This is a genomic window from Microbacterium sp. NPDC057407 (assembly GCF_042803895.1).
Taxonomy (GTDB): domain Bacteria; phylum Actinomycetota; class Actinomycetes; order Actinomycetales; family Microbacteriaceae; genus Microbacterium.
Genome location: NZ_JBHVCA010000004.1, coordinates 215,889 through 236,985, shown reverse-complemented (window position 1 = coordinate 236,985; position 21,097 = coordinate 215,889). Strand labels below are relative to the sequence as shown.

Here is a 21,097-nt window from a genome sequence, read left to right as displayed (position 1 = left end):
CGCCGCAGCGCCTACGCACCATCCTGGTGCTGGTCGCGCACCAGCTCCACAACCTCGTCGTAGCGCGGCGAGTTCATGAAGTTGTCGACCGAGACGTGCACCGAGTTCGGCGTCTGCTGACGCGCCCGGTCGGTGAGCTGGTTCTGCGTGATCACCAGGTCGGCCGAGGCATCCAGGTTCGCGATCGCCTTGTTGACGACCGTGACGTCCTCGATGCCCGCCTTCTTGATCTTGTTGCGCAGGACGCTCGCGCCCATCGCCGACGAACCCATGCCCGCGTCGCACGCGAACACGATGTTCTTGATCTGGCGCTCGGTCATCGTCGACGGCTCCACGCCGCCGCCCACGCTCGTGGCAGCGCCCCCGCGGAGGTTGCGGAGCGAGTCGGAGGACTTGCCCTTCGCGTTCTCGGTCTGCGTGATCGCCGCACCGAACGCGTCGTCGGTGGCGGCCAGGGCCTCGAGGTCACGCTTGCGCGAGGCGCGCAGGATGACCCACGAGATGACGAAGGTGACCGTCGCCGAGAGGAGCACCGACAGGTACACGACCAGCAAGTTGGGCACGCCGCCCGCGGACGGGTTCACGGCCTGCGCCGTGACCGCGATGATGCTGCCCGGTGCGGCGGGCCCGGCAAGAGCGCCGCTGCCGATCATGTTCGTCGTGACACCGGTCATGCCACCCGCGATGAGGGCCAGGATCAGCGTCGGCTTCATCAGGGCGTACGGGAAGTACACCTCGTGGATGCCGCCGAAGAACTGGATCACGGCAGCACCGGGCGCAGAGGCGCGCGCCGCGCCGAGGCCGAAGAAGGTGAACGCGAGCAGCAGGCCGACACCGGGGCCGGGGTTCGCCTCGAGAAGGAACAGGATCGACGAGCCCTGGTCATCGACCTGCTGCAGGCCGAGCGGGGTCAGCACACCGTGGTTGATGGCGTTGTTGAGGAAGAACACCTTCGCGGGCTCGATGAGGATGCTCGTCAGCGGAAGGAGGTTGAACTCGACCAGCCAGTTGACCGCGTTGCCCAGGATCGTCATCAGGCCGTTGACGAGCCAAGCGATCGGGTAGAAGCCGACCACCGCCATCACGAAGCCCCAGATACCCGCCGAGAACATGTTCACGAGCATCTCGAAGCCCGCGCGGATCTTGCCCTCCCACAGGCTGTCGAGCCACTTCATCGTGTAGGCGGCCAGCGGCGCGAGGATCATCGCGCCGATGAACATGTGCACCTCGTTCAGCTGCGAGGCGCCCTCCGGCAGGGCGGCGTTGAAGTCGGCGACGAGCTTGTCGGACCCCGCGATGGCGCCCATCGTCGCGATCGAAGCCACCACACCGCCGCGGATGCCGTAGACGATGCTGCCGCCCGTGTAGGCGATGAGGATCGGCAGGAGGTAGTGGATGAACGGTCCGACGATCGTCGAGAGGTCGGCGTTCGGCGTCCAGCCCACGTCGATGAAGAACGCGGTGAAGATACCCCACGCGATGAGCGCGGGGATGTTCGGCATGATCATGCCGGACAGGAACGTGCCGAAGCGCTGAACTCCGACGCGCGCCCGGTTTCCGCCGCTGGTGGCGGGAACAGACGTCGTTGTCATGGCTGTGTCTCCTTGTTCTCGGGGGTGTTTCCGTCACCGCGGTCGCGGCTGTCGGATGCGGCCTGCTGGGCCGCGGTTCGGGCGGATGCCGCGTCGTCGGCGGCGAGGGCGGCCCGGGCGATCGCCTGCGCGTCGTCGAGGCCGTACTGCAGAAGGGTCGCCCTCACGTCGGCGAGAGCCGTGGGGGCCATGGACAGGCTCGTGGCGCCGAGGCCCACGAGCACGACCGCGAGGAGCGGATCGGCCGCCGCCTCACCGCAGATGCCCACGGGCTTGCGGTGGGTGCGTCCGGCCTCGCCGACCTCGCGGATGAGACGCAGCACCGCGGGGTGCCACGGGTCTTGGAACGACGCCACCGAGCCGAGCAGGCGGTCGGCGGCCATCGTGTACTGCGTGAGGTCGTTGGTGCCGATCGACGCGAAGTCCGCGGAGCGCAGGATGCGGTCGGCGAGCAGCGCCGACGACGGCACCTCGACCATCACACCCGCCGTCTTGACGCCGTAGTCGCGGGCGAGGTCGGTGAAGTACGCCGCCTCCTCCACCGTGGCCACCATCGGGGCCATGACCCACAGATCCGCGTCGGTCGCGGCATCCGCTTCGGCCAATGCGGTGAGCTGTTCGCGCAGGATGTCCTCGCTGGCGCGAAGGGCACGGATGCCTCGCAGCCCGAGTGCCGGGTTCTCTTCGTGCGCGTCGTTGAGGAAGGCCAGCGGCTTGTCGGCGCCCGCATCGAGCACGCGCACGACGACCTTCTTCCCGGGGAAGGCGGAGAGGAGCTTCGTATATGCCTCGCGCTGCTGCTCGACCGTGGGCGCCTGGTTCGAGCTCAGGAAGAGGAACTCGGTGCGGAAGAGCCCGACGCCCTCGGCGCCGAGCGCCACCGCGTCCTCAGCTCCGTCGGGATTGCCGAGGTTCGCCAGCAGGGGGATCGGCGTGCCGTCCGCGAGTGCCCCGTCCGTGATCGGCGCCGAGCTGGCCGCCGCACGATCGGCGGCACGGTTGCGTGCGCGTTCGAGCTCTTCGGAGGTCGGCTCGGTGGTCACCACGCCGGCCGCGGCATCCACGATCACCGTCTCGCCATCGCGCAGACCCGTCGCGGCGACCGCGCCCACGACCGCGACGATCGACTTCTCGCGAGCGAGGATCGCGGTGTGCGAGGTCGGCCCGCCCTGGGTCGTGACCAGGGCGAGCACCTTGTCGAGGTCGAGCAGAGCGGTGTCGGCGGGCGCGAGATCCTTCGCGACGAGGACGAACGGATGCCCGGGGTCGGGCACGCCCGGAGCCGGCACCCCGCGCAGCCGCGCGATCACCCGCTGGGCCACGTCGTCGAGGTCGGCCGCGCGCTCGCCGAGGTAGCCGCCCAGGGCGGTCAGCTGGTCGCGGAACGAGGCGAACGCGTCGAACACCGCGAATTCGCCGGTCTTCCCCTGGCCGATCCGCGCGTTGACCTCATCGGCGAGGCTCGGGTCCTCGGCCATCATCGCCTGCGCCTCGAGAACGTCCTGTGCCGCGCCGCCGGCCTGAGCGCCCCGCTGCTCCAGCTCGCGGGCGACCGCAGCGACGGCTTCGGCGACGCGGGCCTTCTCCTCGTCGGCGGTCAGCTCGCTCGGGCTGTCTGCCGGTGCGGGAAGCGGCTCCGACATCCGTGCCACCGGTCCCTGGGCGACGCCCAGGCCGATTCCCACGCCACGGAGCTCACGGGGGTAGGTGGTGTCGGTCATCGGGTCACTCCGCGTCGTGGTCGGTGGTCAGGAGCTCGGCCAGCCGGTCGAGCGTGGCGTCGGCGTTGTCGCCGTCGGCGGTCAGCGTCACGTAGTCCCCCTGCTCGACACCGAGCGCGATGACGCCGAGGATGCTCGCGGCGTTCACGGGCGTCCCCGAGTCCTTCGCCACGGTGACGGGGATGCCGGCGTCCTTCGCCGCCTGCGCGAACAGCTTCGCGGGACGAGCGTGAAGTCCGTGTGACGAGCCGATCCGGACGGTGCGTGAGATGGGGGGCATGGGGGTGACCTCTCTGTCGTCAGTCCTGCGGTCGGTCTCTCAGCGGAATCGGGTCGGCGGGGACGCCGGCATCGGCACCGCCCGCGGTCGGGGGCCTTCGGGTGGCCCCGACCGCGTCACGCACGAGGGCGAGCGTCCGTGTGCCGTCTCTGTCCGTGAAGACGTCTGCCGGCAGCAGCACCACTGTCGTGCCCCGCGCGGCCGCATCCCTCTCGATCCGCTCGAGAGCGTGAGCGAGGTGCGGTCCCACGAGGACGACATCGGCGGCATCGAGGTCGATCGGGAGCGACTGCTCGGTGCCTGCGAAGGCGGTGTAGGCAAGGCCCTGGTCATGGGCTGCGTGGCGCACGCGCTGGGCGACGAAGGTGCTCGACGCACCCGCTCCGCAGACCACCAGGATCCTCATCGATCCGCCTTCATACGGCCATTCTTGTGAATGGGCTGAGAGGCGACAACCAGTCCTTCTTCCGGGAGGGCGGAAACCGGCGAGTCCGGATTCCGCCAGAGAGGGTCGCGTGCCGGGCGTCCGTGGTTGACTTGCTGGACCCCCGGCGACGAGGCCCCGACCGAAGGATTCCCGTGACGAGAGCGCGACAGGACCGCCTGCTCGGCCTGCTCGTACGCGACGGTGACTGGGCCACTGCGGCGACCCTCGCCGATGCGCTCGGCGTCACGCCCCGCAGCATCCGCTCGTACGTCACCGCCGTCAACGCGCGCGTGGCTCCCGGCGTGGCGATCGAGTCCGGCCCGCAGGGCTATCGGGCGGGGGCCGAGGCATCCGCTGCTCTTCGTGCTACCGGGACGGATGCCGGCACCCCGCGTGACCGGCTGCACACCGTCGTCCGCGCGCTGCTGGACTCGCCCGACGGCGTCGACGTCTTCGAGGTCGCCGACGCGCTTCACGTCAGCCCGGCGACGCTGGACGCCGACCTCGCGCGGGTCCGCGCATTGCTCGGCGGCACCGAGCTCACCCTCGAACGGTCGGCGTCGCGCGCGCGGCTGCGCGGAACCGAGATGGCGCAGCGCCGGCTGCTGAGCCGCCTCGCGCACGACGAGATGGACGCGGGCTCGTTCGACATCGCCGCGCTCCGCCGCACCCTCGGCGAGGATTCCGTGGGGGCGGCGGCGTTCGGACCGTTCAAGGCCGATCTCGTCGCCGAGCTCGGCGCCCTCGGCTACTTCGTGAACGAGTTCGGGATCGCCGACGTCGTCATGCACATCGCCATCGCCGCCGACCGCGTCGCGCAGGACCGCGGCCTCGACGGCGAGGGCGGCGACCCCAGCCCCGCGCAGCAGGAGATCGCCGACGTGATCGGCCGACTGGCGCAACGCCACCTCGGGGTCGACCTCGGTCGTGGCGATCTGCAGCACCTCGCGACCCTCGTTCTCACACGCGTGGTCGCCCCGGGCGCCGAGGCCCCCGCCGACCACGCGCGCGCTCGCCTCGATCCCGAGGTCGAGGCGGCCGTCCGCGACGTCGTCGGAACCGCGTCGGCCGAGTTCCTCGTCGACATCGCGCACGAGGACTTCATCCTCCGGCTCGCCCTGCACGTGCAGAACCTGCAGCACCGGGCGCGTGAGCAGGCCTGGTCGCGCAACCCCCTCACCCGATCCCTGAAGACGACGTATCCGATGATCTTCGAGGTGGCGGTCTTCATCGCCAGCCGCCTGCAGGAGCGTCTGGGAATCCCGCTGCCGGACGACGAGATCGCCTACATCGCCATGCACGTGGGCGGTCGGCTCGAGCGCAGCCGTCGTGGCGACCAGCTGCTCACCGCGACGATCGTGTGCCCCGGCTACTACGACCTGCACGAGCTGCTCCGGTCGAGCGTCGACCGTTCGCTCGGGCAGGCGATCGAGGTGGTCGGAGTCGAGACGCGGGTCGACCCCGACTGGGGATCGATCGACACCGACCTGGTTCTCACCACCATCGATCCGGATGCCCCGGTCGAGCGCATCGTGAAGATCCAGCCGTTCCTCACCGACGCCGACATCGAACGCGTGCAGGCGGCGGCCGGTCGCATCCGACGCAGCAGGCGCCTGGCGCGGCTGCGCACCGAACTGGAGCGGTACTTCGACGAGTCCGCCTTCGTCCGCGGGCTGAACGACATCGGGGCGCCCGGCTCGCGGGGCGTCGAGACCGGCCCGTCCGTCGAGGAGCGGGTCATCCGCCGCCTCGGGTCGACGCTCATCGCGCAGGGCGTGATCGACGACGACTACGTCGAGCGGACCATCGAGCGTGAGCGCCTGTCATCGACCGCGTTCACCGACGCGCTCGCCGTGCCGCACGCGCTGGGCATGACGGCGACCCGCACGTCGATCGCCATCGGCATCGCCGACCCCTCGATCCCCTGGGGCGACGGGAGGGTGCAGGTCGTCGCGTTGGTGGGGTTCTCCGAGACCGACCGCGAGGCGTTCCAGACCGTGTTCGAGCAGTTCGTCGAGGTGTTCTCCGAGCGCGACAGCGTCCAGCGCATCGTTCGCCGCGGTACCGACTTCGGCGGCTTCCTCGACGAGCTCGTCGCCGTCATCGACGGCTGACCCGGCCCTCCCGCCGCCTCGCCTCTCCTGCGCTGGGCACCCGGGTTTGGGGCGTGTGTTGTGCGCGACACGCCGGGGTGTGCGGCGTGTCGTGCTCGTTCGGCGCCCCAAGGCCGGGGTGGGTGCGGGGGACGGGTTTGGGGCGTGTGTTGTGCGCGACGCGCCGGGGTGTGCGGCGTGTCGTGCTCGTTCCGCGCCCCGAGGCCGGGGTGGGTGCGGGGGACGGGTTTTGGGGCGCGTGTTGTGCGCGACACGCCGGGGTGTGCGGCGTGTCGTGCTCGTTCGGCGCCCCGAGGCCCCGTCAGCCAAGGCGTGTCGCCGGTTCAGTCGGGGGCGGTGACGCCGAATGCCCGGAGCCGCGCGCCCAGGGTCGCCGGAGTGGCGATGTGCGACCACCCCCAGCGGACGAGGGGGCGCCCCGTGACTCCGCGGATCCAGTCCTCCCGCTCCTTCTCGGCCTCGAAGACCTCGTCTTCGGTGCGATCGATCTGGAGTCTGCCGCCGACGTACTTGATCCGTCCGTCGAATTCGCCCAGCGCGCCCGCATCATCGAGCCCGAAATCGACGAAGAAGTTCTTGCCCGCGTGCGGCGCGGGGACACGGAGTTGCAGTCGTGGCCTCCGATAACCGAGCTGCGCGAGCCGAAGCCGGCTCACGCTCTCACCGGGACGCTCGGCCCGGCCGTCGGCGAAGGCGAGAACCCGAGTTGCGCGCGCCACACCGTGCGCGCTCCGCCGGGCGGTCTGCACGGCGCTGTCTGCCCAGGCGAGAGCCCCCTGCTCGTCGTAGTCTCGGCGATCGCGCACGAACAGCGATCTCAGGGCGGCATCGGCGACGGCCACAGCGGCCTCCGGTGTTGCGGTTCGCGCGACATCCGCGACCGTCCGACGGGGTGAGGTGCAGTGCAAGCCCGCCGCCGCGATCACCTCGTCCACGTCGAGGACGCCGCGATGACGGATCACACCACGCGCCCGCCCTGGCCGTTCATCGGGAACGATCACGTGGAGCTTCGACGGATCCGGATCGTAGAGCGGCAGCCCGAGCAATGCTGCGGCGGTGTGGTGAGAGAAGACCGGTGGCTCGACCGCTACGCGCGCGAGCGCCGCGGCGCGAGCCGTGATCTGCGCTTCCGGAGTCGATCCCTCCCATTCGTCGCGGATGGCGAAGAGTCCTGCCCGAAGCGGGACGAGGAGTGACGACGTGGGTTCGGCGCGCCGTTTGCGCGACGAGTAGCCCCAAGCGTCGAGCTCTGCAGCGGTGACGATTCTGAGCGCGGAGGTCATGCTCGATCCTGAAGGTCCCCGTCCGACGGGACCGGCCGACGACCGACATCCGTGCCCCCGGACCGAGATGAAGGGCCTGTGGAGGAGGGAGTCCGTTCGTGCCGGTGCCCCGTTCTGGGGCGGCGAACGGGTCCGGCGCGCCGAGCAAGCCGGTGAGTCGTGCACAAAACGCGCCCCAAACCCGGGAAAACGGCCGCGGGGCCAGGACAAAACGACAGAGCGGATGCCGCGGCGGCGGTCAGCCGCGACGGAGGCGTTCCTGCAGGCCGAGGCGCACGGCGGGCCACTCTGCCGGAAGAATCGAGAACACGACGGTGTCGCGCAGGGTGCCGTCGGGGCCGAGGCGGTGGTTGCGCAGCACGCCGTCCTGCTTGGCCCCGAGCCGGGCGATGGCCGCGCGTGACTGCCGGTTGTGCCAGTGGGTGCGGAACTCCACCGCGATCGCATCGCAGGCGTCGAAGGCGTGGGCCAGCAGCAGCAGCTTGGCCGCGGTGTTGACGGCGGTGCGCTGCGCGTCCACGCCGATCCACGTGTGGCCGATCTCGACGTGCCGGTTCGCCTGGTCGATGTTGCAGAACGTGGTCTCTCCGACGATTCGGTCGTCGCGGAGGCGGCGGATGGCCCACGGGTTCATGTGCCCCTCGTCGCGCCAGGCCAGGCGCTGGACGATGTCGGCATCGACCCCGTCCGGCGACGGCACCGAGGTGTACCAGGCATGCTCGAGCCTCACCGCCGCCTCGGCGAGCTCGGGGCCGTGGTCGATGTGCAGCGGTTCGAGCCGCACGACCTCGTTCTCGAGAACCGTGGACTGTGTCAGACGCATGCCCCGAGCCTAGAGCCCGGTCATTTCTCGTCGTGCATCGCCTGCTCGGCGGCGTGCGCACCGGCCCCCGGGTCGGCGGTCTTCGAGGCTTCGCGCGCGGCGGCGATCGCCCGCTGCCCGGCCGGAAGCCAGACGGCGAGCCCGATCACGACGAAGGTGAGGATGCCGGCGGCGACCAGCAGCAGCTCGATCGGCATCACGTCGGCGAGCGGGCCGAACACGACCATGCCGATCGGCATGGCGACGGCCATCACGATGCCGACGAAACCGAAGACGCGGCCCTGCCGCTCGGGCTCGACCGTCTCTTGCAGCAGGGTCATCGACGGGGTCGAGAAGAACGGCACGGCCAGACCGACGAGGAACATGAAGCCGAAGAACACCCACACGTTCGGCGACAGCCCGAGGCCGATCGAGAGGCCGCCGAAGACCAGCGACGACACGACGATCAGGCCGATGCGACTCCGCTGGGCGAAGAACGACGCGACGAGAATGCCGCCCAGCACCATGCCGATGCTGAACACGACCTCGAGCACCGCCAGGTTGACCACATCCTGTGTCTCGCCGGCGGGGAACGAGCGCACCAGCATCAGGGGCGTGAGGTTGGACGGCGCGACCGTGAGCACGAAGATGATCGCGAACACCACCAGCAGCCACCGCACGAACGCGTGGTGGGCGATGTAGCGCACCCCGTCGACGAGGTCGGCGAAGTACCCGGTCGCGACGTCGGATGCGCGCCGCACCGCCCGGACCGGGATGAACGCGAGGATGCCGATGCCGATCACCGCGGTGACGACGTCGATGAAGAAGATCGGGACCAGAGAGGCGGCCGTGCCGCCGGTCGCGGCCGACGACCAGGCGTAGGTCGCGCCCGCGGCCGCCGGAGCGAGGAGCGCCATGGCGGACTGGATGGATCCGTTGATGCCGTTCACCCGGATGAGGGTGCGGGTGGGCACGATCTGGGGGAGCAGCGCCGACACCGCGGGCATCTGGATGCCGGCGCCCGCGGAGCGGATGGCGAGCACGGCGAACAGCAGCCACACCGCGTCGAAGCCGGTCATCATGATGAGCGCGAGGGTGAGCGTCGCCAGTGCGATGGCGGTGTCGGCGCCCATGATGAGGAACTTGCGGTTGTGCCGGTCGGCCCACACCCCGCCGAAGATCGAGACGATCGCCTGCGGCAGGAATCCGAAAAGGGCCGCCAGCATCATGTAGACCCCCGACCGGTACTCGATCGTGAGGTACCAGAAGACGGCGTACTGCACGAGCATCGAGCCGAACAGGCTCACGGTCTGCCCGCTCAGGAACAGGACGACGTTGCGCAGCCAGTGCGCGGGGTCGGCCGCGGGTTCGGGGCGATCGTCGGCGTGCGCGCTGGCCATCATCGACTCCTCGTCGTGCTCTGTTCGCACGAACGCATGCCACCCCCGCCACGCGCCCGCCCGGCGACTCTACCAACGGGGGCCGACACGGGTCAGGGGTGGCCAGAACCGGCCGCCGCTCAGGCCCCCAGCTCGCCCAGAAGCCTCCGCGCACCCTCCGCGACGCGTGCGATGCGGTCCGCGGCGTCGGCCGGGGAGTCGCCGCGCACGTCGAGGTAGAGCTTGAGCTTGGGTTCGGTGCCGCTGGGCCGCACGATCACGCGTGAGCCGTCGTCGAGCCACACCCGCAGCACGTCGCCGGGCGGCAGGTCGTCCACCCCCTCGAGGAGATCATCGACCCGCGCGACCGCGATGTCGCCGATGGCGGACGGATGCCGCGCCCGTAGCGCCGCCATGATCCGGGCGATCGTCGACACGTCGTCGACGCGGACCGAGATCTGGTCGCTCGCGAACGCGCCGAACGTCTCGTCGAACTCGGCCAGCAGGTCGCTGAGCGTCGCGCCGCGACCCCGGGCATCGGTGACCATGCCGAGCATCGCGATGGCCGCCGAGATGCCGTCCTTGTCGCGGACGGTCTGGGGGTTGACGAGGTAGCCGAGGGCCTCTTCGAACCCGAACACCATCCCGGGTGCGCGCGAGATCCACTTGAACCCGGTGAGGGTGGCGTGGAAGTCGAGGCCGTAGTGGTCGGCGACCGCCTGCAGTCCCGGCGACGACACGAGCGAGCACGCCAGCGAGGCGCCGGCGGTGCGGCCCGATTCCGCGGCGAGCCGCGCAGCGCGCCACCCGAGCAGCAGGCCGATCTGGTTGCCGGTCAGCCGCCGCCAGCCGCCGTCGGCCGCGGGGTCGGGGATCGCGACGGCGAGCCGGTCGGCGTCGGGGTCGTTCGCGATGACGAGCTCCGCCCCGACCTCGCGCGCCCGTGCGTACGCCAGATCCATCGCGCCGGGCTCTTCGGGGTTCGGGAACGCGACGGTCGGGAACGTGCCGTCGGGCTGCAGCTGCTCGTCGACGGTCACCGGAGCGGGGTAGCCGGCGTCGTCGAGGATGCGCGAGAACGTCTCCCACCCGACGCCGTGCATGGCGGTGTACACCCAGGTGAGCCCGGCCGCACCGGCGGGCGCGGGGGCGACCGCGGCGGTCGCCGCGATGTACCCCTCGACGAGCGACTCGGGCGCGGTGTCGTACGCGCGCGACCGAGGCAGCCCGCCGACGTCGCCGGAGGCTGCCACCGCGGCGATGTGCGCGGCGATCTCGGCGTCCGCCGGGGCGACGATCTGCGAGCCGTCGTCGGCGCCGCCGAGGTAGACCTTGTAGCCGTTGTCGTTGGGCGGGTTATGGCTGGCGGTGACCATGACGCCCGCGGCGGCGCCGAGCCGGCGGACCGCGAAGGCGAGGACCGGCGTGGGCAGCAGCCGGGGCAGGAGGATCGCGCGCAGCCCCGCACCGGCGAAGATCTCGGCCGAGTCCTCGGCGAACACCCGCGAGTTGCGGCGTCCGTCGTAGCCGACGACGATCGCCGGGGGCGCGGCATCCGACCCCCCTCCCGCCTTCTCGAGCACGTACGCCGCCAGTCCCGCGGCGGCCTGCGCCACCAGCACCCGGTTCATGCGGTTGCTCCCGGCGCCCAGCTCGCCGCGCAGGCCCGCCGTGCCGAACGCGAGGCGGGCGCCGAACCGGTCGTCGAGCCCCGCGAGCGCCGCGTCGTCGCCGCCCTCGGCCGCCGCGATGAGCCCGGCGAGCTCGTCGCGGGTCTGCTCGTCGGGATCCTGCGCGAGCCACGCGCGGGCGCGGTCCAGGACGGATGCCTCGTCCTCCGCTCCTGCGGGGACGGCGCCCGGCGCCGGCTCCGGCCTGCCCGGGTCGGCGGCCGGGACCTCCGCGCCGCTCACAGCGCCCCGATCACACGGGCGAGGAGCGACGAGATCACCGGCTCGGCCTCGCGGCCCGCGTCGATGACCTCCTGGTGGCTGAGGGGCGTGGTCTGGATGCCCGCGGCCATGTTCGTGATGAGGGAGAACCCGAGGATCTCCATGCCGGCCTGCCGTGCGGCGATGGCCTCGAGGGCGGTGGACATGCCGACGATGTGACCGCCGATGGTCTTCGCCATCCGCACCTCGGCGGGAGTCTCGTACTGCGGCCCGCGGAACTGGCAGTAGACCCCTTCGTCGAGCGACGGGTCGATGGTGCGGGCCAGGTCGCGCAGTCGCATCGAGTAGAGGTCGGTGAGGTCGACGAACGTGGCGCCCTCGAGCGGTGAGTCGCCGGTGAGGTTGATGTGGTCGCTGATCAGGACCGGCTGGCCCGGCTTCCAGGTGTGCTTGATGCCGCCCGCGCCGTTGGTGAGCACCATCGTGCGTGCGCCGGTGGCCGCGGCGGTCCGCACGCTGTGGACGACCCGGCGAGGCCCGTGCCCCTCGTAGTAGTGCGTGCGGGCGCCGATCACGAGCACCCGGCGGCCCTTCGGGGTGAGGACGCTGCGCAGCGTGCCGACGTGGCCCTCGAGAGCGGGCTTCGAGAATCCGGTGACCTGGGTGGCGGGGAGCGTCGCGGTGGTCTCGCCGATGAGCTCCGCCGCCTTGCCCCAGCCGCTGCCGAGCGTCAGGGCGATGTCGTGGCGCTCCACGCCGGTGAGCCGGGCGATGTCGCCCGCGGCCGCCGCGGCGATCTCGAAAGGATCGCTCGAGGGGTCGTCGAGCGGATTGTCGTTGGTGTCTGACATGCCCCCCACTCTAGGAACGGGCGGGGACGAGAGCCAGCCGGGCCGGAGGTGCGACGGGCCGTGTCGTCCGCGCGCTGCGGATCGGGAGAGAATGGAGCACATGTCCGTGAGCTTCGAGCGCACCCAGAGCGTCGCCATCATCGGCGGCGGACCCGGCGGCTACGAGGCGGCACTCGCCGCCGCCCAGCTCGGAGCCGAGGTGACGGTGGTCGAGCGCGCCGGGATCGGCGGATCGGCGGTGATCACCGACGTGGTCCCGTCCAAGACCCTCATCGCGACCGCCGACGCCGCCGTGGCGATCTCGGGGGCGAGCGATCTCGGCGTGCAGCTGTTCGCGAAGGGCGAGGGCGGGAAGCCGCTCAAGCCCGAGATCGCGATCAATCTGACCGCCGTGAACAAGCGGCTGCTGTCCCTCGCGCGTCAGCAGTCCGACGACATGCGCGCCGCGCTCGCCGAGGCGGGGGTGCGCATCATCTCGGGCCACGGGCGCCTCGAGGGCGAGAACGCCGTCGTCGTCTCGACCGGCGAGGGCGGCACCGACTTCGATCGCATCGAGGCCGACACGCTCGTCGTCTCGACCGGGTCGTCGCCGCGCATCCTCCCCTCGGCCCGGCCCGACGGCAAGCGGATCCTGACCTGGACCCAGCTGTACGACATGACGTCGGTGCCCGAGCACCTCATCGTCGTCGGCTCCGGCGTCACCGGTGCGGAGTTCGCGTCGGCCTACATGAACCTCGGCGCGAAGGTGACGCTCATCTCGAGCCGCGACCAGGTGCTCCCCGGCGAGGACTCCGATGCGGCGGCCGTGCTCGAGAAGGTCTTCAAGCGGGGCGGGATGACGCTGCTGTCGAAGTCCCGCGCCGACAAGGTCGAGAACCTCGGCGATCGGGTCGTGGCGACCCTCAGCGACGGCCGCACGGTCGAGGGCAGTCACTGCCTCGTCGCGGTCGGGTCGATCCCGAACACCGCGGGCATCGGGCTCGAGCAGGCCGGCGTGCAGATGACCGAGTCGGGGCACATCCAGGTGAACCGTGTCGCGCGCACCTCCGTGCCCAACATCTACGCCGCCGGTGACTGCACGACGTTCGTGCCGCTCGCCTCCGTCGCGTCCATGCAGGGGCGCACGGCCGTCTTCCATGCGCTCGGCGACGTCGTGATCCCGCTGGAGCGCCGGCGCATCACCTCGAACATCTTCACGGCTCCCGAGATCGCGACGATCGGCTGGCAGGAGAAGGACATCTCCGACGGCCTCATCAACGGCGTGGTGCACAAGCTGCCGCTGGCGGCCAACCCGCGCGCGAAGATGATGGGCATCAAGGACGGCTTCGTGAAGCTCATCGCGCGGCAGGGGAGCGGCACCGTGATCGGCGGGGTCATCGTCGGCCCGCGCGCGTCCGAGCTGATCTATCCGATCGCGATCGCCGTCGAGCGCCGGCTCACGGTCGACCAGGTGTCGCGCGTGTTCGCCGTGTACCCGTCGCTCTCGGGCAGCATCACCGACGCGGCCCGTGCCATGCACGTCGTCGACCACCAGATCTACGGCGGCTGAGTGCGAGGGAGCGGATGCCGCGGCATCCGCTCGCTCAGGAGATCGTGAGCAGCTGGTGCCCCGCGGACACCGTCGCGCCGGGGTCGGCATTGATCGCGCCGATGACGCCGTCCTTGTGAGCCTGGATCGGCTGCTCCATCTTCATCGCCTCGAGCACGACGACGAGGTCGCCCTTGACGACCTGCTGGCCCTCTTCGACCGCCACCTTCACGACCGTCGCCTGCATGGGCGACTTCACGGCGTCGCCGGAGGCGCCCGCCACGACCGTCGGGGCGTGGGAGCGACGCGACGGCGGCACGGCCGCCGGGCGGCCCGCCACGCCGGGCGCCGTCACGACCCGATCGGGGAGGCTGACCTCGAGACGCTTGCCGGCGACCTCGACGACCACCGTGTGGCGGCTCTCGGCCGGCTTGGGCGACTCGAGCTCGCCGTCCCACGGCGGGATGTCGTTGACGAACTCGGTCTCGATCCACCGGGTGTAGACCCCGAAGACGCCGTCCTCGGCGGTGAAGGCGGGGTCGCGCACGACCTTCCGGTGGAACGGCAGCACCGTGGGCATGCCGGCCACCTCGAACTCGTCGAGCGCCCGCCGCGACCGCTCCAGCGCCTCGGCGCGGTCGCGCCCGGTGACGATGATCTTCGCCAGCAGCGAGTCGAACGCGCCGGAGACCGAGTCGCCGGCCGTGACGCCGGAGTCGAGGCGGATGCCGGGGCCGCCGAACGTCTTGAAGACGTGGATCGGACCGGGCTGCGGGAGGAAGCCGCGGCCGGCGTCCTCGCCGTTGATGCGGAACTCGATCGAGTGGCCGTCCGCGACCGGGTCGTCGTAGTCGAGCTCGCCGCCCTCGGCGAGACGGAACTGCTCGCGCACCAGGTCGATGCCGGTGACCTCCTCGGACACCGGGTGCTCGACCTGCAGGCGCGTGTTGACCTCGAGGAACGAGATGGTGCCGTCCGCGCCGATGAGGAACTCGCACGTGCCCGCGCCGACGTACCCGACCTCCTTGAGGATGGCCTTCGACGCGGTGTAGAGAATGGCGTTCTGCTCGTCCGTGAGGAACGGCGCCGGCGCCTCCTCGACGAGCTTCTGGTGGCGGCGCTGCAGCGAGCAGTCGCGGGTCGAGACGACCACCACGTTGCCCGCGGCATCCGCCAGGCACTGCGTCTCGACGTGGCGCGGCTTGTCGAGGTACTTCTCGACGAAGCACTCGCCGCGGCCGAACGCCGCGATCGCCTCGCGCGTGGCGGACTCGAACAGCTCGGGCACCTCGTCGATGGTGCGGGCGACCTTGAGGCCGCGTCCGCCGCCGCCGTACGCGGCCTTGATCGCGATGGGCAGCCCCACCTGCTGGGCGAACGCGACGACCTCGTCGGCGCCGGCGACGGGCCCCGGGGTGCCGGGGGCGAGCGGCGCGCCGACCTTCTCGGCCACGGCTCGCGCGGTCACCTTGTCGCCGAGCGCTTCGATCGCCTCGGGGCTGGGGCCGATCCAGATGAGGCCGGCGCCGATCACCGCGCGGGCGAAGTCGGCGTTCTCGGCGAGGAAGCCGTACCCCGGGTGCACCGCATCGGCACCCGAGCGACGTGCGACCGACAGGATCTTCTCGATCGACAGGTACGTCTCGGCGCTGGTCGCGCCGTCGAGCGCGTACGCCTCGTCGGCGAGGCGGGCGTGCAGGGCGTCGCGGTCCTGGTCGGCGTAGACGGCGACGGAGGACTTGCCGGCGTCGCGGGCGGCGCGGATGACGCGGACGGCGATCTCGCCGCGGTTGGCAACGAGAACCTTGGCGATCTGAGGCATGCCTGCCAGCCTAGCGAGCGCCCTCCCCTCCGTTTTGAGCGCTTCGCACAAGAAGCGGCCCGAAACGTGGGGTTCCTACTACAACCCCGGCTCTTCACCCGCCGCGTCTTGCGCCGGCGCCGGGACGAGGGACGGGTCCGTCGAGTGCCACAGTGCCGTCCACTCGACGCCGAGTTCGCGGACCAGCCGCCGCAGCGTGGACAGCGACATCCCTACCACGGTCGACGGGTCGCCGTCGACGCGGGTGATGAAGGCGCCGCCGAGGCTGTCGACGGTGAAGGCGCCGGCGACGTGCAGCGGCTCCCCGGACGCGACGTACGCCTCGATCTCGGCATCCGTCACGTCGTCGGCGAAGGTGACGGATGCCTCGGCCACCGCGTGAACCTCGCGCGCGGCGGCGCCGGGCCGCACCCGCACCACGGCGTGCCCCGAGTGCAGCACGCCCGTGCGGCCGCGCATCTCGTGCCACCGCGCGATCGCGTTCTCGGCCGTGTACGGCTTTCCGAGCACCCGCCCGTCCAGCTCGAACATCGAGTCGCCGCCGATCACGATCCCGTCGAACGCCGGGTCGTCGTCGGCGAGCCGCGCGGCCACGTCGGCCGCCTTGCGGCGCGCGAGCAGGAGGACGTGCTCGTCGGGAGCCAGGGTGCGCTCCTCGGCCGCCTCGACGGCCGCGATCACCGCCTCCTCGTCGACGGCGGGGGCCACGGTGAGCGGCCGGATGCCGAACTGGCCGAGCAGCATCGAACGAGCGGGGGAGGTCGAGGCGAGACACACGCGCATGGCACCACCGTAGGCTCTCTGCGTGGCCGGAACGACAGCAGACCCAGGGCAGATCCTCGACCTCGAGATCGGCGACGTCGCCCACGGCGGCGTGTTCGTCGCCCGGCACGAGGGCCGCGTCGTGTTCGTGCCCGACGTGCTGCCGGGGGAGCGGGTGCGCGTGCGGCTCACCGACACGCGCAAGAGCTCCTTCTGGCGCGCCGAGGCGCTGGAGGTGACGGATGCCTCCCCCCACCGCCGTCTTCACGTCTGGCGTCAGGCCGACATCGACGTCGCCCCCGACCGTCGCCCGGGCGGCGCCGACTTCGGACACATCGCGCTGCCCTATCAGCGCGAGCTGAAGAGCCGCGTCCTCACCGACGCGCTGCGCCGCTTCGGGGGCATGGCCGACCCCGTCTCCGACGTCGCGCCGGCCGGCTCCGGCGTCGACGGCGAGACCGAAGACGGGACCGGGTGGCGCACACGCGTCAGCCTGCACGTCGACGCCGACGGCCGGATCGGGCCCTTCGCGGCGCGCAGCCACCGCGTGATCGAAGCGGACGACCTGCCGCTGGCGACCCCCGCGGTCGAGCGCTCGGCCCTCGCGCTGCGGAGCGCCGAGCCCGGTCGCATCGACCTCGTGCAGCCGGCCGACGGGCGCGTGCGCGTGCTGCCCCGACCGGAACGGCAGCCGCGCGGGCGCGGCCAGGCGCCGAAGCGCGGCCCGGCGGCGCCGGAAGTCGTCGTCGAGCGCGTCGGCGGCCGTGCGTTCCGGGTCGACGCCGGAGGGTTCTGGCAGGTGCACCGGCTGGCCGCCGCCTCGCTCACCGGGGCCGTCACGGCGGCGCTGCACGAGGCGGGAGGGGTGGACCCCGACGGGTGGCACCTCGACCTGTACGGCGGCGTGGGCCTCTTCGCCGCCGCCATCGCGGACGTCGGCGGCGCGGCGACGCGGGTCACCTCCGTCGAGTCGGACGCCCGCGCAACCGAGCACGCCGGCGAGAACCTCGCCGAGTGGGTCGGCGCCCGCGCCGAGACCGGCCGCGTCGACCGATGGCTCGCGCGGCTCGTCGCCGAGGCATCCGTCCACGAACGCGAGCGGCTGTCGCAGGGCATCGTGCTTCTCGACCCGCCGCGTGCCGGTGCCGGCCGCGAGGTCGTCGACGCGGTCGCGGCCCTCGCGCCGGCCGCCGTCGTCTACGTCGCGTGCGACCCCGTCGCCCTCGCGCGGGACGTCTCCACCTTCCGGGCGGCGGGCTACGAGCCGGCCGGGGTGCGAGGGCTGGATCTGTTTCCGAATTCGCATCACGTCGAGGCCGTGGCGACACTCACCCGGACGGGGGCCCGGCGCTAGGCTGGCCGCATGACGCGCGTTGCCCTCATCGACGACCACGAGTCCGTCAGGCTCGGTCTCGAGGCCGCGTGCGCGCGCGCCGGCACGAAAGAGGTCGTCTTCTCGGGCAGCACCGTGACCGACTACCTCAAGTGGCGCTCGTCCACGCACTCCGCTCCCGCCGACGTCGTTGTGCTCGACCTGACCCTCGGCGACGGCACGACCGTGACCGAGAACGTCCGGCGGCTCGTGCTCGACGGCTCGAGCGTCATCATCCACAGCGTCGCCGACCGCCCCGCCGCGGTCCGCGAAGCGCTCGCCGCCGGCGCCGCCGGAGTCGTGAGCAAGTCGTCGCGCATCGACGACGTGATGGCGGCCGTGGGAACGGTCGCCCGCGGCGAGCCGCTCAACAACGTCGAATGGGCCAGCGCCGTCGAAGGCGACCGCGAGTTCGCCGACGCGCAGCTGTCGGCGCGCGAACGCGAGGTCCTCCGCCTGTACGCGGCAGGTCTCCCGCTCAAGATGGTCGCCGACCGCCTGGGCGTCGCATATTCCACCGCCAAGGAGAACATCACCCGCGTGCGGGTCAAGTACGTGGAAGTGGGCCGTCCCGCCCCCACCAAGGTCGACCTCCTGCGTCGCGCCATGGAGGACGGCATCCTGGCCGAATCGGCCGCTGAGCCGGGAGGCGGTGCAGGTGACGGCTGAGGCACCCGTGTCGGTCCTCGACAGTGCGTGGGGGCAGATCCCGCACTCTCGTGAGGCGACGGCCGGAATCGGTTCCTTCACGCGCACGCGGGTCGAGCGCATCATCGGGATCGTGGCCGGGTTCGGCTCGCTCGCCCTCGGCGCGCAGGCGTTCCTGACGGCGCTCGGTCCGGCCGAGGAGCAGGAGGGGTGGCACTTCCCCCTCATGGTCTTCGTGTTCGCGCCGCTGGCCGTGATGATCGTCACGTGCTTCATCGGCCGCGGGGTGAGGATCTGCGCCGGGATCTTCGCCTTCGCCTACGTCCTCGCCCTGATCGCCTGGCCGGTGGCCGCGGCAGGCAGCGTGCCCGATCCGGCGGGCCAGCCGTGGATCTGGTACCTCGTCAACATCGCGACCCTCGCGGCCGTGCTCGCGTTCCCCCTGCCGCTGCAGATCGCCTGGACGGTGCTCTGCCCGCTGCTGTTCGGCCTGGTGCGTCTGATCCAGGCCCAGTTCAACGGCGTGTTCTACCCGCCGCTCGGCCTCGACGTCTCGTTCGCCCTCATCCTCGGCGGCGTCATCCTCACCCTCGGGTGGATGTTCCGCTCCGTGGCGGCCAACGTCGACGAGACACGCGCGAAGGCGGTCGCCTCCTATGCCACGGCGGCGGCGGCCGACGCCGCCGAGCAGGAGCGCGTCGCGGTCGCCGCTCTCATGCACGACAGCGTGCTCGCCGCCCTCATCGCGGCCGAGCGGGCCGACACGCCTCGCGCGCAGACGCTGGCCGCGGCGATGGCGCGCGAGGCCCTCACCCGGCTCGCGAACACCGAGCAGGACGCGCACGAGGGCCCCGACGAACCGCGTGACGCGAACATGATCGCGGACGACATCGCCGCGGGCGCGCGCGAGGTGGGGGTGGATGTCGCGATCCGCCGCACGCTCGACGAGGGCAGCCCCGCCGTTCCCGGCCGCGTCGCCCGAGCGCTCACACTCGCGGCCACCCAGGCCGTCGCCAATGCCCTGCAGCACGCCGACGGCGTGGGCCTCGCGGTCACGGTCACCGCCGGACACGGCGCCATCGCGATCGAGGTGCGCGACACGGGCAAGGGATTCGACCTGTCGGCGGTGCCGGACGACCGGCTCGGCATCCGCGCCTCCATCTTCGCCCGCGTGGCGGCGGTGGGCGGCACGGCGCACATCGACAGCGGGCACCACGGCACGATCGTCCACCTGGACTGGCGGGAGGGGGCGGCATGACCAGCGTCAAGAACGTCCTCGTCGCCCTGGGCGTCGCCTTCACCGCGTACATGGCCGCCCGAGGACTCTGGTGGACCGAGACCGTGCTCTTCCCGCTCGCGGTCGTCGGCGCCCTCGGCTTCTATCTCGCCACGACCTGGCTCTGCATCTTCTGGGAGCCGGTGCGGTCGGCGCCCACGCTGTCGGACGCCCACGCCACGGCCACCGTCCAGCGCAGCCAGCCCCGCCTGCCGGTGCTCGCGCAGGTGCTCGCCCTGGCGTGCGCCGCGATCGTCCCCACGGCGATCTCGCTCTCGGTCGAGCCCTCGTCGCGAACGGCTCCCTTCGCCACCTGGTACCTGGGCGGGATCGGCGCCCTCATGACGATCGTCATGGTGCGGCGCCGCCCCTGGACCGCCTGGACGGGCATCGTCCTCCTGGCGATCGCCTCCATGATGTGGATGGGCGTGGCGGGGGCCCTCGCCCTCGGCCTCGTCGGCTCCATCGTGTGGGTCACGTGCGCGCAGCTGCTCACCTTCTCGCTCGACCGCGCGGCGCGCGACACCGGCCGCCTCGCGCAGCTGCAGCGTGCCGCGTCGGCGTGGCAGGCCTCGCAGGCGATGCGGCAGCGGGAGCGGCGCGTGCAGGTCCAGGAGGCACTCGCCGTCGCCGGCCCGGTGCTCACTCGCACGGTGGCCACCGGAGGGGCGCTCACCGAGGCCGACCGGCTCGAAGCGCGCCTCGCCGAAGGACGCCTGCGCGACGAGATGCGCGGACCCCGCCTGCTCGACGACGATGTGCGGGCCGAGCTCGAGCGCGCGCGTCGGCGCGGCGCGAACGTGACCGTGCTCGACGAGGGCGGTCTCGAAGGGCTCGACGAGGCCACCCTGTCGATCATCCGCGGTCAGCTGGCCGAGGCGTTGCGGTCGGCCAGCTCCGACCGCCTCTACATCCGCACGTCGCCGGACGAGCGCGTGGCGGTGACCGTGGTCGGCCGGTCCCCGTCGGTCGGAGGACCGTCCGAAGAGGACGGCGTCGACCTCTGGCGCGAGATCCCGCACCCCGGCGTCGCCTGACCGTCCCCGAAAGACATCGCTCCCCGCGTCGGTGGGGGAGGGGTACCGATGCGGGGAGCGGAGCAGAAGAGGCGAGGGGCGGCGAAGCCGCCCGCCCCTCGCCTGGCGGACTGTTACCCGAAAACAGTCCGCGTGGCCGGACTCGGGTCTGCCGCAGTGCGGAGAGCGAGTCGGCCGAACGCAGAAGCGTTCCAGCGATTCAAGTATCGCCGGGGTCACGCCCCGAGTCTGTAGGTATTTCGGGGGACATTACTTCAATGGTTGAACAAAATTCAGATGCATGGATGTCTCGATACACCGCCTGCGGCGGC

Annotated in this window: 17 protein-coding genes; 6 read left to right on the top strand and 11 right to left on the bottom strand. The window is 71.7% G+C overall.

Translation table 11 applies throughout. From position 1 onward, the window contains the following. Window positions 1–11: 11 nt before the first annotated feature. Genes ACFUTX_RS13085 through ACFUTX_RS13070 form a run of 4 tightly spaced genes read right to left on the bottom strand, consistent with a single transcriptional unit; the run spans window position 12 to window position 3,999 of the window. Window positions 12–1,592: a PTS mannitol transporter subunit IICB gene (locus tag ACFUTX_RS13085; protein ID WP_378865269.1), complete on the bottom strand. Its 1,581-nt coding sequence runs from the start codon at window positions 1,590–1,592 to the stop codon at window positions 12–14. Then, window positions 1,589–3,313, bottom strand: a complete 1,725-nt coding sequence (gene ptsP, locus ACFUTX_RS13080) for a phosphoenolpyruvate--protein phosphotransferase (RefSeq protein WP_378865266.1) — start codon at window positions 3,311–3,313, stop codon at window positions 1,589–1,591. The genes ACFUTX_RS13085 and ptsP overlap by 4 nt, the downstream gene beginning before the upstream one ends. A 4-nt stretch (window positions 3,314–3,317) precedes the next feature. Then, window positions 3,318–3,593 carry an HPr family phosphocarrier protein gene (locus ACFUTX_RS13075; RefSeq protein WP_378865263.1) on the bottom strand — a complete coding sequence of 92 codons (276 nt, stop codon included), beginning with the start codon at window positions 3,591–3,593 and terminating at the stop codon, window positions 3,318–3,320. A gap of 19 nt (window positions 3,594–3,612) precedes the next feature. Beyond that, on the bottom strand, window positions 3,613–3,999 hold the full coding sequence (locus ACFUTX_RS13070) for a PTS sugar transporter subunit IIB (RefSeq protein ID WP_378865260.1): 387 nt from the start codon (window positions 3,997–3,999) through the stop codon (window positions 3,613–3,615). Window positions 4,000–4,172: 173 nt separating this feature from the next. On the opposite strand from ACFUTX_RS13070, the gene ACFUTX_RS13065 reads away from it, so the two are divergent. Continuing rightward, on the top strand, window positions 4,173–6,134 hold the full coding sequence (locus tag ACFUTX_RS13065; RefSeq protein WP_378865257.1) for a BglG family transcription antiterminator: 1,962 nt from the start codon (window positions 4,173–4,175) through the stop codon (window positions 6,132–6,134). A gap of 323 nt (window positions 6,135–6,457) precedes the next feature. Here ACFUTX_RS13065 and ACFUTX_RS13060 read toward each other — a convergent pair whose 3' ends face one another. From ACFUTX_RS13060 to ACFUTX_RS13040, 5 genes are all read right to left on the bottom strand, one after another. Continuing rightward, a complete protein-coding gene (locus ACFUTX_RS13060; RefSeq protein ID WP_378865254.1) occupies window positions 6,458–7,417 on the bottom strand; it encodes a hypothetical protein in 960 nt (319 codons plus the stop codon). Between the two features lie 238 nt (window positions 7,418–7,655). Further along, window positions 7,656–8,240 carry a GNAT family N-acetyltransferase gene (locus ACFUTX_RS13055; protein WP_378865251.1) on the bottom strand — a complete coding sequence of 195 codons (585 nt, stop codon included), beginning with the start codon at window positions 8,238–8,240 and terminating at the stop codon, window positions 7,656–7,658. 20 nt (window positions 8,241–8,260) lie between these two features. Then, on the bottom strand, window positions 8,261–9,649 hold the full coding sequence (locus ACFUTX_RS13050) for an MFS transporter (protein ID WP_378865248.1): 1,389 nt from the start codon (window positions 9,647–9,649) through the stop codon (window positions 8,261–8,263). Between the two features lie 89 nt (window positions 9,650–9,738). Further along, window positions 9,739–11,418: a phospho-sugar mutase gene (locus ACFUTX_RS13045; RefSeq protein ID WP_378865348.1), complete on the bottom strand. Its 1,680-nt coding sequence runs from the start codon at window positions 11,416–11,418 to the stop codon at window positions 9,739–9,741. Window positions 11,419–11,507: 89 nt separating this feature from the next. After that, complete coding sequence (locus ACFUTX_RS13040) at window positions 11,508–12,341, bottom strand: purine-nucleoside phosphorylase (RefSeq protein ID WP_378865245.1); 834 nt, start codon at window positions 12,339–12,341, stop codon at window positions 11,508–11,510. Window positions 12,342–12,432: 91 nt separating this feature from the next. Between ACFUTX_RS13040 and ACFUTX_RS13035 the strand changes: the two genes are divergently transcribed. Continuing rightward, window positions 12,433–13,890, top strand: a complete 1,458-nt coding sequence (locus ACFUTX_RS13035; RefSeq protein WP_378865242.1) for an NAD(P)H-quinone dehydrogenase — start codon at window positions 12,433–12,435, stop codon at window positions 13,888–13,890. 34 nt (window positions 13,891–13,924) lie between these two features. Here the strand turns inward: ACFUTX_RS13035 and ACFUTX_RS13030 are convergent, their stop codons facing one another. Both ACFUTX_RS13030 and ACFUTX_RS13025 read right to left on the bottom strand, forming a co-directional pair. Then, a complete protein-coding gene (locus ACFUTX_RS13030; protein WP_378865239.1) occupies window positions 13,925–15,691 on the bottom strand; it encodes an acetyl/propionyl/methylcrotonyl-CoA carboxylase subunit alpha in 1,767 nt (588 codons plus the stop codon). 78 nt (window positions 15,692–15,769) lie between these two features. Beyond that, a complete protein-coding gene (locus ACFUTX_RS13025) occupies window positions 15,770–16,474 on the bottom strand; it encodes a Maf family protein (RefSeq protein WP_378865236.1) in 705 nt (234 codons plus the stop codon). A gap of 22 nt (window positions 16,475–16,496) precedes the next feature. On the opposite strand from ACFUTX_RS13025, the gene ACFUTX_RS13020 reads away from it, so the two are divergent. The 4 genes from ACFUTX_RS13020 to ACFUTX_RS13005 are packed head-to-tail and all read left to right on the top strand — an operon-like array spanning window position 16,497 to window position 20,786. Next, complete coding sequence (locus ACFUTX_RS13020; protein WP_378865233.1) at window positions 16,497–17,807, top strand: class I SAM-dependent RNA methyltransferase; 1,311 nt, start codon at window positions 16,497–16,499, stop codon at window positions 17,805–17,807. A gap of 9 nt (window positions 17,808–17,816) precedes the next feature. Further along, on the top strand, window positions 17,817–18,494 hold the full coding sequence (locus ACFUTX_RS13015) for a response regulator transcription factor (RefSeq protein ID WP_378865230.1): 678 nt from the start codon (window positions 17,817–17,819) through the stop codon (window positions 18,492–18,494). Next, complete coding sequence (locus ACFUTX_RS13010) at window positions 18,484–19,731, top strand: sensor histidine kinase (RefSeq protein ID WP_378865227.1); 1,248 nt, start codon at window positions 18,484–18,486, stop codon at window positions 19,729–19,731. The genes ACFUTX_RS13015 and ACFUTX_RS13010 overlap by 11 nt, the downstream gene beginning before the upstream one ends. Beyond that, on the top strand, window positions 19,728–20,786 hold the full coding sequence (locus ACFUTX_RS13005) for a hypothetical protein (protein ID WP_378865224.1): 1,059 nt from the start codon (window positions 19,728–19,730) through the stop codon (window positions 20,784–20,786). Before ACFUTX_RS13010 ends, ACFUTX_RS13005 begins: the two co-directional genes overlap by 4 nt. Window positions 20,787–21,097: the final 311 nt, after the last annotated feature.

What these genes read in the sequence shown, in the direction of transcription:
- ACFUTX_RS13085 (WP_378865269.1), bottom strand. Translation starts at nt 1,592, where the DNA reads ATGACAACGACGTCTGTTCCCGCCACCAGCGGCGGAAACCGGGCGCGC.
- ptsP (WP_378865266.1), bottom strand. Translation starts at nt 3,313, where the DNA reads ATGACCGACACCACCTACCCCCGTGAGCTCCGTGGCGTGGGAATCGGC.
- ACFUTX_RS13040 (WP_378865245.1), bottom strand. Translation starts at nt 12,341, where the DNA reads ATGTCAGACACCAACGACAATCCGCTCGACGACCCCTCGAGCGATCCT.
- ACFUTX_RS13030 (WP_378865239.1), bottom strand. Translation starts at nt 15,691, where the DNA reads ATGCCTCAGATCGCCAAGGTTCTCGTTGCCAACCGCGGCGAGATCGCC.
- ACFUTX_RS13070 (WP_378865260.1), bottom strand. Translation starts at nt 3,999, where the DNA reads ATGAGGATCCTGGTGGTCTGCGGAGCGGGTGCGTCGAGCACCTTCGTC.
- ACFUTX_RS13060 (WP_378865254.1), bottom strand. Translation starts at nt 7,417, where the DNA reads ATGACCTCCGCGCTCAGAATCGTCACCGCTGCAGAGCTCGACGCTTGG.
- ACFUTX_RS13075 (WP_378865263.1), bottom strand. Translation starts at nt 3,593, where the DNA reads ATGCCCCCCATCTCACGCACCGTCCGGATCGGCTCGTCACACGGACTT.
- ACFUTX_RS13055 (WP_378865251.1), bottom strand. Translation starts at nt 8,240, where the DNA reads ATGCGTCTGACACAGTCCACGGTTCTCGAGAACGAGGTCGTGCGGCTC.
- ACFUTX_RS13025 (WP_378865236.1), bottom strand. Translation starts at nt 16,474, where the DNA reads ATGCGCGTGTGTCTCGCCTCGACCTCCCCCGCTCGTTCGATGCTGCTC.
- ACFUTX_RS13015 (WP_378865230.1), top strand. Translation starts at nt 17,817, where the DNA reads ATGACGCGCGTTGCCCTCATCGACGACCACGAGTCCGTCAGGCTCGGT.
- ACFUTX_RS13035 (WP_378865242.1), top strand. Translation starts at nt 12,433, where the DNA reads ATGGAGCACATGTCCGTGAGCTTCGAGCGCACCCAGAGCGTCGCCATC.
- ACFUTX_RS13005 (WP_378865224.1), top strand. Translation starts at nt 19,728, where the DNA reads ATGACCAGCGTCAAGAACGTCCTCGTCGCCCTGGGCGTCGCCTTCACC.